This window comes from Arthrobacter sp. NPDC093125, assembly GCF_044754225.1.
Taxonomy (GTDB): domain Bacteria; phylum Actinomycetota; class Actinomycetes; order Actinomycetales; family Micrococcaceae; genus Arthrobacter.
Window position 1 is genome coordinate 17,620 of the sequence record NZ_JBIVOQ010000014.1, and the last position, 14,441, is coordinate 32,060.

Sequence of the window (14,441 nt, forward strand, 5' to 3'; positions counted from 1 at the left end):
GCCCTTTCGAAACTGGAAGAGCGTCCGCGGAGATGGGCGCAATTCCCGTCACCCTTGCGTGTGTTGTTGCTGTGGCTGTTGGTTCTGGGTGTCGTTCTGACAAGGCACCCGCCGCTGGGTAAGGGAGCGGAGTGCGACTTGGGGGACCGGCACGGGGTTCGAAACTTCGTCCCGGGCGGTGCTGGCACCATCAGCGTAGGAAGTTTCCGGTTGCCCGGGCCGGCGCGGTAGCGCCCTGGTTACGCGCAGGCAATGCCATCACCTCAGCGGCGATGTGGGTGACGAGGAACGAGAGCGGACACCGCGTCAGGGCCAGAGAAGGAACGTGGATAAGTGAAAACATGCCTGCGAAGGAGATGGGACTGCCTGACGTCCCTGGCGGCGATGACGAAGTTTTTCTTCATGGTTCCTGGCTAGAAGGGTCACCGGCGGAATCAGGCGTAGCGAGAAGGGAAGCCTTTGCTGGACGTGTATGTGGATTAGGAGAGCGTGCTGTCTACGGCAATGATGGCTGAACCAACCGCCATTATGCACCAGACAGCGAGTCCAATTTGCTCAAACACCATCGTCATGTGGCGTTCAGTCGCTAACGTATCCGGCAACATCCGTCGAATAACCGCTATTTGACGGGTCATGAAGCTTTTGGTCTGCAGTCGGGCGACAGCGCGCCTGAAGATAAGCCCGACCGTGGCAATCAGAGCGATAACCAGTGCCAGTTCCATCGGAAACTCTTTCCTTAAGGGTGGTGCAACTTTTCCCAGCCCGACACTCAGGCGGCGAGTTGCCTGTGACGCGAATGTGTTTGCGTGGGGTGTGCCTGGTCCCGTTCCTGAACCGTGCCGTACGGGACCTCAGCGGTGAGTGCGACGGAGAAACGGCAGAAGTCATGTCGTGTGACGACAATGCCTAGCTTTCGGCCCATTGATGCCCTGAACTTTGCGTCGGTTGTTAGCACTACTTTTCTCATCGTCGTGTGCCCTTCGCTGTCATAAGCGCCCTTTGCGATATCCATTGGGCACCGTGACTGCTACTCGAAGGGTTCTGGTGCGCTGTATCCAGAGGGTGGGCTAGGCGTCCAGTGCCCGGTCCAGGGCACTGGCCGTGTGCCTGTGTCCGATGGTTTCGTATCCGACGACAACGACTGCGGGGGAGAGGGTAATGATGATCAAACAGAGACCGAGCGAGGTTCCTACCCAGGCCAGAATGACGGCGGCGACTACTAGAGCGACGGTCGCCGTGATAAGCACGATGTGAAAGGCGTCGAATTCCTGGACCATGTAGGTGTACAGGGCGAAAAGGCACAGCTCGAAGATCAGGACCGGAGCAGCGACCGCGACCACGGCACCGACAACACCTGTGGATGAGGCCCCTTCAATGACATAAGCCGCGACGTGCAAGCCCGAACCAGTCGCTGCTATCGCTCCGAAAGTCAGGAGGTGGGCGTAACACCAGGGTACCGATCTCGAGCGGTGACGGGCCAGAATTGGCGCGGATGGTGTGATGAAGTAGTTCCACCACAGCCCGAAGGTCAGACCGACTCCGGCTATCATCACGATGGCCGCCTCAACGCTCCACCCAGATGTCTCCACCAGCGCAGAGACTGCGGCGACAGTACCAATGATTCCCTCTCCCAAGGCGATGATCGTCAGTAGCCCATAGCGTTCGGCGAGGTGCGAGGCGTGCCAGGGCGTGCCGGAGGTTCTCCTCTCAGCCAGGAGGGGTCCGGTCAGCTCCAGCAGAATCAGAATGGGGAATATGGCCAGCACGATTGGGAGCGGCTGGTGGGTCAAGGCCAGGGCCACCCACCCGACCTGAGCAATAAGGATGAAGGAGACGTGCGCCATTGCGGCTCGTCGATGTCGCGGTGCCTGTGCGATGGCCAGCAGCCATTGCGTCACAAGCGCCACGCGCATAATCACGTAACCGGCGACCATGATCTGGTTTTCGAGGTGGGCGCCGGTTCCCAGATCCAGCAGGGAGTGGAACATTGGCGGTAACCCCAGCGCGAGGACGATGACGCCTACCATCTGAATCATCGTTAGCAACCGGTAGAGCCAGTCAGTTGTGTCGAACGCGGAGGCCAGCCAGGAGAAATTGATCCAGGCCCAGCAAATGGCGAACATCGCGAAGCTGAAACCGCCGATGCCTTCTCCGGCATGCCCGTCCGCAACCATGTGGGCAAGCTGATCCCCTGCAATTCCGAAGGCTGCGACGAAGACCAAGTCATAGAGCAGTTCTAGCGCTGTTGCGGATCGATGGCTCTCGTTCGGGTCACGCCCGGTCATACCCCTGAGCCGATGGCTCAGTCCTGGTTCTGACATGCGCTACCTCTTTTCAAGACGAGTTGGAGCATCAGTGGCATCCGGTACGGATGGGACTGCTCCAGGTCTTGTTGCTCCGGGTCTTGGGCCGCTGTGAGCGCGGTCCCGTTGATTGTTTCACATCGGGCGGGCCTGCCGGAGGTAGCTGAAACCCACCCGTGGCTCCCTTGGGATGTGGAGTGGTCACACCGCGCTCAGGGAGTGAGGCGTAAGCGGCGCCGGGTGGAAGCCCGCCTCGTCCGTGCACCTGGGACTCGATCGCCAGGAGGTCGGCTGTAACGGCAGCGGTGACCTCCCGGGGAATGGCTGATGGCCGCCGTGAAGCCGGGTCGACGTAAACATGCACGAATCGACCTACGACGTGGGGCAGGTCGGCTCCCCGCGGGAACACGGCAACCTGGTAGGAGATGCTGGAGTTGCCGAGCCGTTGGGCAGCGATTCCAACTTCGAGGGGGTTGGGGAAGGAAGCTGAGCTCAGGAACTTGCAGGAGGTCTCGGCCACAACGCCCAGTGTGTCGAGAGCGCCAACGTGCCCGCAGCGGGTGGTCAGCAAGGCGTTGACGGCGGCGTCGAAGTAATCGTAGTAGACGGCGTTGTTCATATGGCCGTATTCGTCGTTGTCGTTCCAACGGGGCGTGATCTCATAGAAGAAGGCAAAATGGCTTCTGCTCGGAGGGGTGTGGCTTATTGGACCTCTTTTTGGTGGGGAGAGGATCGGATGGGCCGGCTCTCTCACTGCCATAGGTCCTGCTAGATGGAAAACTCTTTCGTCGCCTCTTCACGGAGCCGGAATTTTTGGATTTTCCCGGTCGCTGCCTGCGGGAAGCGGTCGACGATTCTCCAGAGCCGCGGGATCTTGTATCGGGCGATTTTCCTTTCGCTGTAGGCGATCAGGTCCTGGTCTGTCACGTGGGCGCCGGTACGAAGGCTCACGAACGCGGCAACTTCTTCTCCGAGACGGTCATCAGGAACACCGACGACGTATGCTTCTTCCACGTCCGGGTGGGTGGCCAGGAATGATTCGATCTCGGCGGGGTAGATGTTCTCGCCGCCGCGGATGATCATGTCCTTTTCACGCCCGACAATGTCCAACTGCCCCTCGGTTCCGAGCCCAGGTCACCGGTGCGCAGCCATCCGTCCGGGGACAAGGTAGCTGCCGTCGCCTCGTGGTCGCCCCAGTAGCCATCCATGACCGAGTATCCCCGGGCGTAGATTTCTCCGATGGCTCCCAAAGGAACAACCGGTCCGTTAAAACCTCTCATTCCTGGGTGTGATCTCTGCGCCCCCCGACCAGCTCGCCGAGGCGGACACCTCCTGCGGCCAGTGGGATGAGGGTGAGGAGGATCAGCGCCGCAGGCACCATTCAGCGGTTGCGCTGTTGCATCGAGCACGCTGGCCTGGGCCGGCCCCGTTGAGCCGCCGGCGAGTCCTCCGCGGTCCGGGCTGCTTATATGAACGCATAGACCGGGAAGATCTTGGGAATCAGCGATTCTCTGGCAGCGCTGCCCTCCAGGGCAGGCTCGTCCTTCCGGTCGAAACTGTCCCCGGGCTCATTCGTCATGTGGTCGTGGGCGGTCTCCGGGAACCTGCTCTCCGAGTCGGTACCTGACGTGACGGTCATCGACATTGCCGCAATACTTTGCATCCAGCTGGCCCCCTCTAGCCTTCAGCCGGGAACCCTCCCCAAGCCTCCCTGACAGAGTAGCCCTTTCCGGGCGGGAATTGATGAATTTATCAATTCTGCAAATTCCGTGACGACCCGTTCGGCTGGAGATCGCCGGGCCTCTTAGGTTTGGTCGGATCCTTATGCATTCCTTGCCCGCCCCATACCGTTCGGGTCTGCTGCTCCGCACAAGGGTTCCATTTGTTAGTTGGGAGGGCCAACTAGGTGCTGCACCTGCCCCCTGGGTGCAAGCGCCAGGAGCCTCCGCGCCCAGCAAACTGCGGAGGCTCCGCTGTAAACCGTCCACCGGTGTCCTTCTCGAAAATGAGCCGTGAGAACGAGATGAAATTCCGGCAGCTCTTTGCGTAACGTGTCCGTAAACATACCGTTCGTGATGAGTTCTCTGGAGTGCACGCCGCGGTGCACGATACCTCAGGGCTATGGCGCACTGACCCTGCCACACTCCGTGACGTGGCAGTGAACCGATCGGCGCTCCAGGACGCTCTCACCCGGGGGTGTCCTCCCTTGGAACGCGTCCGGTACCTGGCGCTGCTGGACCGCGAAGATGAGGCCCTCCAGGAAGGCTTCCGACTGCTGCCTGTTCTCCCGGACCGGGCGGGGCTGCTGCTGGTGCTCGCCCAGGTCTACCAGCGCCAGTACCGCTGGTACCAAGCCGGCCAGCTGCAGGAGGAAGCACTGCAACTGGCCTCCACACGCGTGGAAGAAGCCCACTTCCGGCATCACATCGGCCGGCGGCTCTTCGACGAACCCGCTACCGGGACGTCGGCGCGGAATTCCAGTGGGCGGCCGACCTGTACCGCGTGTCCGGCCACCACGAGCTCGCCGAGTGCTCCAAACATGCCATGCGCCGCTCCCATCACGTCCACACCGCCGCCGAAAGCCAGCAGACCGGATGTCTCGAAACCCTTGGGAAACGAGGCGCCTCATCGAGCGAATAGACGTCTAATGTGACCTTCGGCGCTATTTGGCGGCGTTCTGTCATAGCTAAATGGCGCCGCAGAGTCACAGAGCGGCTCTGGGCCGGTAAAGCACCGAGGCGGCCGCCGGCGGCGCCCGGAAGCCGGAGGGCTGGGCGGACAAAAGCCCTCTACTACCGCCAGCCGTACTGCCCTTTTGCAGCGCGGTAGAGACGAGGCTGAGGGCGAGAGTGGCTGCAGGGTGCCGTTCCCCCTTCCGCGACACCAGCACGACCAACATGAGCGCATGCCCTCCGATCCCTCCACAGCCCACGACCAGAAAAAAGGACTGTTAAGAGAGGTGTGGGCGCGTGCCAGGTCCTCGCTTCAGCTTGGGTTGGTCCTTTATGTGGCCGGCGCGATAGGAGGCGCTATAGCCTACGTCGATGTGATTTCCCGAGGTGGCCCAACCGATCAACCTAAAGAGCTTGTCGCTTTCCTTCTTTTCGCCTTCACCGATTGGGAGGCGCAGGAAACCATGGCGATGTTCATGCTTTTGATTCTTAGCGGAGTGGGCATCTACATCATTTATCGAGTCACGCATGAACGGCGCTGGGATCAAACGTGGATGATTTTCACCGTGGGAGCCCTGCTCCCGTTGTTTGCTTGCTGGCCGCCGCATCTGGCCATCTGGGAAATCAGTGCACCTGAACTCACAACCATGTCCGCGCCGAGATGGACTGCTGTTTGTTTGGCTTGTTCCATAGCCCAGCTCATTTTCGGATGGCAGGCCTGGCTACTACGCGAGCACCACTACCGACGAGTGTTTGCCGGTGTGCGGTCAGGGCTCGTGTTCTTTGTGATCGTTTACCCAGTAATGCTAGCGATATGGATTCTGCCAGCCCTCCATGAGGACTGGCAGGCAGTAGTTAATGGGGAAGTGTGGGCACTCCTCGGAGCAGCCCAGCTCATCGTAGCGCTTACAGCTGGGGTTGGTGAGCGAAAGGCAGTGCAGCGAGAAATCCAGTTAGACGACTTGCTCCGGGAGTTGCATGCGGCGCCGCCTCAGGAAACACCCGCAAAGGCATCTCTGGCGGCGAAATCGCTTCTGCGCCGCGGGCCACATCGGAAGCAATCTATTCATGCTCCCTCGCTTCGAAGCGCTCGAAGATTGGACAGCTGATGCTGCTGAATGAGCTCCTGAAAAAGCGGGGCTGCCTCCCTACGAGAACCTGGTGCTTATGGGTGGTCACGGAAAAGAGGAGCAGTTGGTGTACTAACCGTCCGTCACTTACGCCCGTAAGCCGGTCCCTCTGGCCGGCCGACGGCCCGGCCAGAAGGGGACCCCTGTCATTCCGGCTCTGGATGATTCGCGTATGCACCGCCCGAGAAACTGCCCGGTGAGGTGCGACAAACGGACGCCGACGCAGCTTTAGCTGCCTAAGGCTTGAAAAACAAAAGCTTTTCAAGGCAGTGTTCGGGGCTTTAGAGAGGTTAGCGTCCGGCGGATATGAAGCGCAGGGGAATTTGGCGTTGTTCTGTCACCGGTAATTGGCAGGTGTGCACTCTGGGCAGGTTAGCGATATGACCTGCCAGGCGGTGCTAAAGGACTTTCTCGGCAGACAATACTGGCCTCCGATGAGCGTCAATTCGCAGGGGCGGATCATGGTGGTGGCCGGAGCAGGCTCTGATCCGGCCACCGATCCAGTATTGAAGAGAGGACAGACACCCGGTCAGCTGTAATCGTGCAGACCGGGTGTGCGGGGGTCAGTTGCCTGCGATGGTGTGGTTACTCCATCCGCCGGTGTATGTCTCCCGGGTTGCCCAGGTGCTCTTGTTCGCTTGGTAGTAGTGGAGGACGCCGGCCGAGTCGCGTGCTCTCAGGCCGACTGTGCCGCTGCCGTGGAGCCGGAGACTGTGTGGATGGAGTCCATGGTGTTCCAGCCGCTGCCGATGGTTGCGCGGTTCTCGGAGATGAAGGAGCCGGCACCGTTGGTGCGGAACAGCTTGAGTTGGCCGGATGAGTTTTTGGCAATGACGTCGGTGTTGCCGTCCTTGTCCCAGTCAAGGAGGTTGAAGGACAGTCCTTTCCAGCCGGTGCCGATCTTCACTGGTGCTGCCAGGCTCTTGCCGGAGGGGTTGGCGTAGTGGAACAGATCACCGGTGATATTGTTCCTGGCGATGATGGATGGGTACTTATCCGTCTTCTTCCACTTGCCGACGGTGATGTCGTGGTTCAGCCAGCCGTGGCCGATGCGGTGGTCCTTGAATCCGCCGGTGGTGAGTCCCTCGCGGTATGTCAGGATGCCGTCCTCGGGGCCCGGCTGGTCCTGGACGATCATGTCCGGGACGCCGTTCGTGTCAGCGTTCCAGTTGGTCACGAAGAAAGCCTTCGGGAACGGAGGCCCCTGCCCGATGATCCCTCGCTCCGGTGTCACGCCGGGAGTCATCCAGGCATAGGACCAGAGACCGCCTTCGGTCCAGTCATAGGCAGCCACATTGGATGTTGAGCTAATGGAGTAGTCCCAGTGGGTGCGTGAGGTGTCCGTTGTCTGGGCGCCTGCGATGGTGCGGGGATTCCATCCGCCGGTGTACGTCTCCCGGTGCCCCCAGGTGCTCTTGTTCGCCGGGTAGTAGTGGAGGACGCCAGCCCAATCACGGGCCCTCAGGCCGACTGTGCCGTTGCCGTGCAGCCCGTCGACAGCGTGGATGGAGTCCATGGTGTTCCATCCGCTGCCGATGGTTGCGCGGTTCTCGGAGATGAAGGAGCCGGCACCGTTGGTGCGGAACAGCTTCAGTTGGCCGGATGAGTTTTTGGCAATGACGTCGGTGTTGCCGTCCTTGTCCCAGTCGAGCAGGTTGAAGGACAGCCCGTTCCAGCCGGTGCCGATCTTCACGCGGGGCGCCAGGCCCTGGCCGGATGGGTTGGCGTAGTGGAACAAATCACCGGTGGCATTGTTCCTGGCGATGATGGACGGGTACTTGTCCGTCTTCTTCCACTTGCCCACTGTGATGTCGTAATTCAGCCAAGCGCTGCCGATGATGTGGTCCGTAAATCCGCCGGTGGCGATTCCCCCGCGATACGTCAGGGTGCCGTCCTGGCCCTGCACGATCAGGTCCGGCACACCGTCCGCGTCAGCGTTCCAGTTGGTCACGAAGAAAGCCTTCGGGATCGATAGCCCCTGCCCGATGACCCGGCTCTCCGGCGTCACTCCTGGAGTCATATTCGAAAGGACCAGAGATTACCGCCGGGATCATAGGCAGCCACGTTGGCCGTTGAGTCTATGGCGAAGTTCCAGGCGGTATGGGGGGTGTCCGCTGCGTGGGCAGGTGGTACGAGGGTTGAGCCGCAGAGGGCGGCGAGGAGGGCTCCGAGCCCTGCTCTGGTACGAATGGTTTTTTTCACGTGGCTGCTGGGCCTTCCCCAATTTGCTGATAGAAACACTGGATGTGTTTCCACGGAGGCTACCCTTTTTCAATCGAATGTAAAAAGCTTTTCCGTGCGTCCGAACGCTTTGTAACCGAACCGGTTTTTTCCTTAAAAAACTCGGAGCGCCTGTCGTGAACCGAGACCGCAAAAAGGCGCATTGGTGGCTCCGCAACCAAGACGCTTCCCTCGACATTTGTATGCGGGGACCACGGGTCGAGTCGTGAAAATCACATTCTGAACTAATAGTCACAGGCAGTTGACACGCAAAGAAGCTAAACCGGCCACGACCTAAGGATGCGCTGACCTGTCTCGCGGACGGCCGTTCGAGAGACACCTACGAATCTTGCTCCCATTGTGGATCCCGGCGATATGTGGCGGTGTTCTAGCAGCGCTAAATGTCATTCTTCTGCTGCTGGTCGTTGGAGCTCTCGGTAGGCGGCAGCACGGGAAACGCCAAAAAAAATTCCGCCAACTCGTTTTGGGTGTGTGGGCAGGCCGCGTGAACGGCGCGTAGTTGCCGCTGCTTGGCCGGTCTGAGATTGGTTGGGTTCTGCGGAGTTTGCCTTTTGCTTTTCGTGATTGCCGTCCCTTCGAGGGTTCGGAATCTGAAAGGGACCGCTTCAAGTTCTGCAACCATGCCGAGGACGTTGGACAGGAGCTGGCCCACCGGGCGGCAGGATCATAGATCGATCCGCCCTCGTTTACCGGCCAGTGACTCAACCCTGCGGTCTTCTTCGGCTATGAGGACTTGGGCCGTGCGCGTACGTGCATCCGCTCGCCCTGTTGTCCAAACAGGCTGATGAACTCCACGGGTCTGCCGTCGGCGCTGGCGAACCAGTGCGGTGTGTGGGTGTCGAATTCCGCGGCTTCGCCAGGGCGAAGTTCAAAGTCCTTGTCGCCCAGCACCAGACGCAGTCGTCCGTTGAGGATGTAAAGCCACTCGTAGCCCTCGTGAACGCGCGGATCGGGCTCGGCCCCGCGGGCATCGTCTCTGAGCACCATCTTGAAGGCCTGCAGTCCACCGGGGCGGCGTGTGAGAGGAACAGCGGTCATGCCGGCATGGATGATGGGCTGCAGATGAATTCTCGGATCCCCGGTGGGCGGCGCGCCGACCAGATCATCGAGGGGAACACCGTACAACCTCGCGAGGGGCAACAGGATTTCGAGGTTGGGCCTGCGTTGGCCGGATTCCAGGCGGGACAGGGTGCTCACCGATACTCCGGATGCGGAGGACACATCTCCGAGGGTGAGGTTCCGTTCCGTACGGAGTGCCCGAAGCCGGGGGCCGACCGCCCCAAGCACATCGTCAAGCTCAGTTTCCATATCTCTATTTTGCCATAACAGCAATCATGTTTGTCAAAGGTGGTTTATGCGATGGAAGCTGGTGTAACCGCCCCAGGAATCCGGCGGCGAAAGTTTCAGGACGCGAAGAAGGACAAATCTGTATGGACACCACACGGTATGACGTTGTAATTGTTGGTGGCGGCGCGGCGGGACTCAGCGCCGCCACGACGCTGGGCCGGGCGCTTCGCTCGGTGCTGCTCATCGATTCCGGAACTCCACGCAACGCCCTTGCGGCGGGTGTCCACGGTTATCTTTCGAGGGACGGCATGAACCCCGGGGAGCTCCTGTCCATCGGACGCAGCGAAGTGCTCACCTATGGAGCAACGGTCATTGACGGCGAAGCTGTTTCGGCACGGCGAACGCCCGATGGATTCGAGGTGATGCTGGCAGACGGCAGCAGGTTCCTCGGCAGACGCCTCCTGGTCAGCACCGGCCTGACGGACGAGTTGCCTCCCATCGACGGGCTTCGAGAGCAATGGGGAAAGGGCGTTGTGCACTGCCCCTACTGCCATGGCTGGGAGATCCGCGGGCAACGGATTGGAGTGCTGGGCACCGGCCCGCTCTCGGTCCATCAGGCATTGCTGTTCAGGCAGTGGTCCCCGGATATCACCCTGTTCCTCAACGACTCCGTGGAGCCCACCGACGAGGAGTGGGGCAAGCTGGCGGCCCGCTCCGTCACGGTCGTTGACGGTGCCGTGGCTTCTGTGGACGCTGTCGATGGTGACCTCACCGGGCTCACACTCCACCAGGGGCGTTCGTTCGAGCTGGAAGCGCTGGCTGTCGGGACACGGATGGAGGCCAAATCCGCGTTACTGGAATCACTCGGGCTAACGTCTCAACTGCATCCGTCCGGAGCCGGACGGTTCATCGAGGCCGACGCGACGGGTGCGACCGCCTTACCAGGAGTTTATGCGGCGGGCAACGTCTCCAACTTAATGGCCCAAGTGATCACCGCAGCGGCCGAGGGTGTCATGGCCGGCGCAAGGATCAACGCCGACCTCATCGAAGAGGAAACCCGCTGGGCCGTGGAGGGGCGCTTCGGGGTCTTTTCGGCCGCCTCGGAAGCAACGGTCTCTAAAATCGTCCTGGGTCAGCGACGCCATGGCCTCGACGGTAGGCCGAGCGCCGCCGGCCTGGGCTCTGCGGCCACGGCGGAAAGGTGAGGGGCATGGATCACCAGCACCCCCCGATGCGGGACCACGACCACCGAACCCGCCAGCGATCGGACAGCCAGGACCAGCAGCGCGTCCTCGATCTCGACGCCGAGGTGTTCGGCGACATCGCAGCCGTTCTGGACCTGGCAGGAGTGCCAGCTGCGCGCAGCGTCGTCGACCTCGGCGCCGGCACCGGCGCAGATAGCCGGCTGCTGCGCGCGCGGTACCCCGACGCCGCGGTGACATACGTCGACAACAACCCGCAGATGCTCGAGCTGCTAGGCAAGCAGGGCTTCACCGTCGTAGAGGCCGACCTCAACGACGGCTTCCCCGCGCTGGCCGGCTCCTTGATCACAGCGGATTCGGTGGCCGACTCACCGGTTGATCTGGTGGGCATCGTCCTCACTACACCACGTCACCCATCGCGCCAGACTCCTGTCGGGGGTCCGCCGGGCACTGGCGCCGGACGGGGTCCTGCTCGTGGTTGAGCTCACCGCCTTGCCCCGCTTCCTCAGCGATCCGCACGGAGCGCTGCTGGAGCAACGCTGCCACGCCGTTGCGGCGGCCGAGGGGTGGAACCGCCACCCGCACTGGACGTCCGTCATTGAGGCCGCCGGCTTCAGCGTCACCCAATCCGAGGTGACAACCATCGCACCCGTGACCCCGGCCGCACGAGAGTACGCCAAGCAATGGTTCGCCCGCTTCTCGTACCTGGCAAGCCTGACCGCGGACGACCGCCACGCAGTGGAAAGTCTGCTGGAGCAGATGTCCGATGACATCGAGCTGGAGCCGCGCGCCACCAGGACCGTCTGGGTTGCCACCCCCGACCAGAACCAGCAGCGCCTCTGAGTCACACTTCCCGCCCAAAACCCGCATAAAGAGTTCAACTCCGACGTGTCCCAGAAATCAACAGCTTTCCAAGACACCGCAGCCCTGCTCGGGTGAGTCGCTCGGGCTGGCGGAGAAGCAGGCCTTCCTATTTATGGGAAACGCGTCTCGGGTCAAAAATTCTCGCCTATGGGTGCATCCTGGACTTTGCGAGTCAGAATGGCTGTAGAAGTAACGGCACTACACCCCTGTCTGTATGTCCGGTTGAGCTGCAGATGAGCAGAGGGACGGGATGGTCCTCCACCCATACAGAAATGTGGCGCCGCAGCCAACGGTCGTCCAATGAAGCTGACGACGTGGGCGTGAAATCAGTGAGGGCCTTGATTCTGTTATGAGTCATGATGCTGATCTGCTGAAGCGCCTTGAGGACGCGTGACAGCGTACCTGGACATTGAGGATGCCCTCCAAGTAGTCGATCGGTACGGCTTCCATATCCGTGATGTCGGCTTGTTGGCCTCGGCATTAGCCAGGCCGGCTACAAGTGTCATGGGCGCGGAGGCTTATCGGGAACTAGCGGTGAAGGCGGCTGCGCTATTGGAGTCAATAGCCCGATTCTTTTGCGCCGGTTCCCTGTGTTTGCAAGGGCGGGAATGCAGTTCGAGTCCCATCCCGGGCACGTGTATTCCCTGTTCAGGGGCTTTTAGGCCTCTTAGTGTGGACAAATTGTGGGTCGGGAGGCCATGGGTCAGGATGCTGGCCTGATGTCGATGAGCACCTTCCCGATGGTGCCCTGCTCCACCGCGTCGTGTGCCGCGGCGGTATCTTCGAGCGGGAAGCGGGTCAGCGGCAGGCCGTGTTCTTCGCCAACGCGCATCGCACCGGCCTTCAGCGCCTCAGAGACAGTGGAGACGGCGTGCTGTTTCTGCTCCTCAGTGACCGTGTAGGTGAGGATGAACTGGTACCGGATGTTCTTCGTCATGCTTTCACGGATGGGAACCGTCACTGATTCTCCGGGATTCGACGCGTAGATGGCTATGGTTCCGCTTGGCTTGAGCACGCGTACGTCGGAGTCGATATTGGCTGGAGCGTTAACGTCGACGATGGTGTCGACTCCCCCGGGGGCTGCCTTGCGGACGGCAGTCACGACGTCATCGGTCCGGTAGTTGATGACTGTATGTGCTCCGGCGAGGCGTGCGAGTTCAGCTTTCCGGTCTCCGCTGACGGTCGTGATAACGGTTGCTCCGGCCCAGTTTGCTAGCTGAATGGAAGCGTGTCCCACTGCGCCTGCGCCGCCGGTGATCAGTACCGTTCGTCCCGCCAGGGCTCCGGGGGAGAGCCTGGCAGGGCCGTCCTCGTTCGAGGTCAGTGCTCGGTGCGCTGTCAAAGCGGGGATGCCGATGGACGCGCCTGTGTCGAAGGATTCAGCATCCGGAAGCGGGACTGCTTTGGCCGCCGGTACAACCGCATACTCCTGTGCCGTGCCCTCATTGCTGCCCCAGGCGACGTCCCAGAGCCAGACGCGGTCTCCGATGCTGAGTCCTGTCACTCCGGAGCCGACTTCATCGATCACGCCGGCACCGTCCTGGTTAGGAACCTTCGGTGCTGCCAGCGGGGTGCTTCCTCCGCCTGCCCGGGACTTCCAGTCGGTGGGGTTCACCCCCGAGACGACCACGCGGACCCGGACCTCACCAGGGCCGGGATCAGCCAGCGGCTTGTCCTGAAGCTTCAGCACCGAGGACGAACCTGTCTCTTCGTACACAATCGCTTTCACGTCTTCTCCAAATGAATCGGTTTACCCGTGCCCGGCCTTACCGAACCAACCTATCGAAGGACGGCGGCCAACTTCCTGTGCAGATGGGCTGTTCAAGAGCTCGTCGAGATTGCTGTCCGCAATGACATGTCCCTCGGGAAGCTGCTCACCAGTAACGTTGCCCTGGAAACGGGAGCCCAGACGGAACGTGCCCATGATCCTCTCGCCGTCTGGCACCCGGTTGAGGAGGAAATCCGGCGGGAACGTGTTGACCAGACAGTGCTCAGTCTTTAATCCGGACGGCCTGCACGACATCGTCGGAACGCAGTGCATGTACTGTTGCCTGCCAGGATTCGTAGCGTCCGTAGTTCGCCGGATCCAGTATGAAGGCCCAGCTGTCCTCGAGTTCTGTCCGCACGTCCGCGGGCCAATGCCGGTATCCTGCATTCGGCGACACCCCGGCTGCACGGACGCGGCTGTCGACGTCCTCAAAGATACGGTCCAGCCGGGCTCCGTATGCTTCGTCGTTTTCGTCGGGGTGCTCAATAATCAGTGGATGCCGGTTCAGGACGGCATGCCAGTCACCAAAATGGGACAGGAGTACCCGCTCCCGCGGCACCCTGCAGGTCAGCAGAACCTGCCCGGGAGCGAGCCCGCACAGGTCCATGAGCGTTTGGCGCCGTATCCGGGCCCAGAGCCAGATCGCTCCGTCACCGGTCGTGGGCAGCCGTGCATCCATCTGCCGGTACATCCAGTCGTAGCCGTCCGCGTGCAGCGGCGGTTCAGCCATGGACGGGTTGGGATTGAGCACTTCGTTGGTAAGGAGCGCCTCGAACGCCTCCGCCGTCTGGATCGTGTGCAGGAGGAGCCGGTCCTCCGAGATGTCGTGGCGCATGCGCCCCGGCGGGATGGCCACTGCGGGGCGGGCGCTTCGAATGGGAAATGCAGGCACAGGGCAATCATTGCCGAGAGCACCGACATTAGAGCGCAGGGGGTTAGGTGGAAGTGAAAGCGGCAACAGGGAGTCAGTTCGT

Annotated in this window: 15 protein-coding genes; 5 read left to right on the forward strand and 10 right to left on the reverse strand. The window is 61.3% G+C overall.

From position 1 onward, the window contains the following. Positions 1-479 precede the first annotated feature (479 nt). The 5 genes from ACIP9X_RS18525 to ACIP9X_RS18545 form a co-directional block, all read right to left on the reverse strand. On the reverse strand, positions 480-722 hold the full coding sequence (locus ACIP9X_RS18525) for a hypothetical protein (RefSeq protein ID WP_400481226.1): 243 nt from the start codon (positions 720-722) through the stop codon (positions 480-482). Positions 723-1,067: 345 nt separating this feature from the next. Then, entirely contained in the window at positions 1,068-2,321 is a 1,254-nt protein-coding gene (locus tag ACIP9X_RS18530; RefSeq protein WP_400481227.1) for a low temperature requirement protein A, read from the reverse strand. 31 nt (positions 2,322-2,352) lie between these two features. After that, complete coding sequence (locus ACIP9X_RS18535; protein WP_400481228.1) at positions 2,353-3,063, reverse strand: acyl-CoA thioesterase; 711 nt, start codon at positions 3,061-3,063, stop codon at positions 2,353-2,355. Positions 3,064-3,071: 8 nt separating this feature from the next. Beyond that, complete coding sequence (locus tag ACIP9X_RS18540; protein ID WP_400481229.1) at positions 3,072-3,413, reverse strand: hypothetical protein; 342 nt, start codon at positions 3,411-3,413, stop codon at positions 3,072-3,074. Positions 3,414-3,768: 355 nt separating this feature from the next. Beyond that, on the reverse strand, positions 3,769-3,948 hold the full coding sequence (locus ACIP9X_RS18545) for a hypothetical protein (protein ID WP_400481230.1): 180 nt from the start codon (positions 3,946-3,948) through the stop codon (positions 3,769-3,771). A 1,260-nt stretch (positions 3,949-5,208) separates the two neighbouring features. Here ACIP9X_RS18545 and ACIP9X_RS18550 point away from each other — a divergent pair. Continuing rightward, complete coding sequence (locus ACIP9X_RS18550; RefSeq protein WP_400481231.1) at positions 5,209-6,084, forward strand: hypothetical protein; 876 nt, start codon at positions 5,209-5,211, stop codon at positions 6,082-6,084. A 697-nt stretch (positions 6,085-6,781) separates the two neighbouring features. On the opposite strand, the gene ACIP9X_RS18555 is transcribed toward ACIP9X_RS18550, so the two are convergent. The 3 genes from ACIP9X_RS18555 to ACIP9X_RS18565 form a co-directional block, all read right to left on the reverse strand. Then, entirely contained in the window at positions 6,782-8,056 is a 1,275-nt protein-coding gene (locus tag ACIP9X_RS18555; RefSeq protein WP_400481232.1) for a hypothetical protein, read from the reverse strand. Between the two features lie 666 nt (positions 8,057-8,722). Further along, positions 8,723-8,968: a hypothetical protein gene (locus ACIP9X_RS18560; protein WP_400481233.1), complete on the reverse strand. Its 246-nt coding sequence runs from the start codon at positions 8,966-8,968 to the stop codon at positions 8,723-8,725. A 101-nt stretch (positions 8,969-9,069) separates the two neighbouring features. After that, a complete protein-coding gene (locus tag ACIP9X_RS18565) occupies positions 9,070-9,654 on the reverse strand; it encodes a helix-turn-helix domain-containing protein (protein ID WP_400481234.1) in 585 nt (194 codons plus the stop codon). Between the two features lie 122 nt (positions 9,655-9,776). Between ACIP9X_RS18565 and ACIP9X_RS18570 the strand changes: the two genes are divergently transcribed. The 3 genes from ACIP9X_RS18570 to ACIP9X_RS18580 are packed head-to-tail and all read left to right on the forward strand — an operon-like array spanning position 9,777 to position 11,678. Then, complete coding sequence (locus ACIP9X_RS18570; RefSeq protein WP_400481235.1) at positions 9,777-10,838, forward strand: NAD(P)/FAD-dependent oxidoreductase; 1,062 nt, start codon at positions 9,777-9,779, stop codon at positions 10,836-10,838. A gap of 5 nt (positions 10,839-10,843) precedes the next feature. Then, complete coding sequence (locus tag ACIP9X_RS18575; protein WP_400481236.1) at positions 10,844-11,317, forward strand: class I SAM-dependent methyltransferase; 474 nt, start codon at positions 10,844-10,846, stop codon at positions 11,315-11,317. After that, complete coding sequence (locus ACIP9X_RS18580) at positions 11,310-11,678, forward strand: hypothetical protein (RefSeq protein WP_400481237.1); 369 nt, start codon at positions 11,310-11,312, stop codon at positions 11,676-11,678. The genes ACIP9X_RS18575 and ACIP9X_RS18580 overlap by 8 nt, the downstream gene beginning before the upstream one ends. A 724-nt stretch (positions 11,679-12,402) precedes the next feature. On the opposite strand, the gene ACIP9X_RS18585 is transcribed toward ACIP9X_RS18580, so the two are convergent. Further along, positions 12,403-13,428 (reverse strand): NADPH:quinone reductase, encoded by a 1,026-nt coding sequence (locus ACIP9X_RS18585; protein WP_400481238.1) that lies wholly within the window; start codon positions 13,426-13,428, stop codon positions 12,403-12,405. Between the two features lie 27 nt (positions 13,429-13,455). Between ACIP9X_RS18585 and ACIP9X_RS18590 the strand changes: the two genes are divergently transcribed. Next, positions 13,456-13,701: a hypothetical protein gene (locus ACIP9X_RS18590; RefSeq protein ID WP_400481239.1), complete on the forward strand. Its 246-nt coding sequence runs from the start codon at positions 13,456-13,458 to the stop codon at positions 13,699-13,701. On the opposite strand, the gene ACIP9X_RS18595 is transcribed toward ACIP9X_RS18590, so the two are convergent. Beyond that, positions 13,691-14,359 carry a DUF3841 domain-containing protein gene (locus ACIP9X_RS18595; protein WP_400481240.1) on the reverse strand — a complete coding sequence of 223 codons (669 nt, stop codon included), beginning with the start codon at positions 14,357-14,359 and terminating at the stop codon, positions 13,691-13,693. The genes ACIP9X_RS18590 and ACIP9X_RS18595 overlap by 11 nt on opposite strands. Positions 14,360-14,441 lie beyond the last annotated feature (82 nt).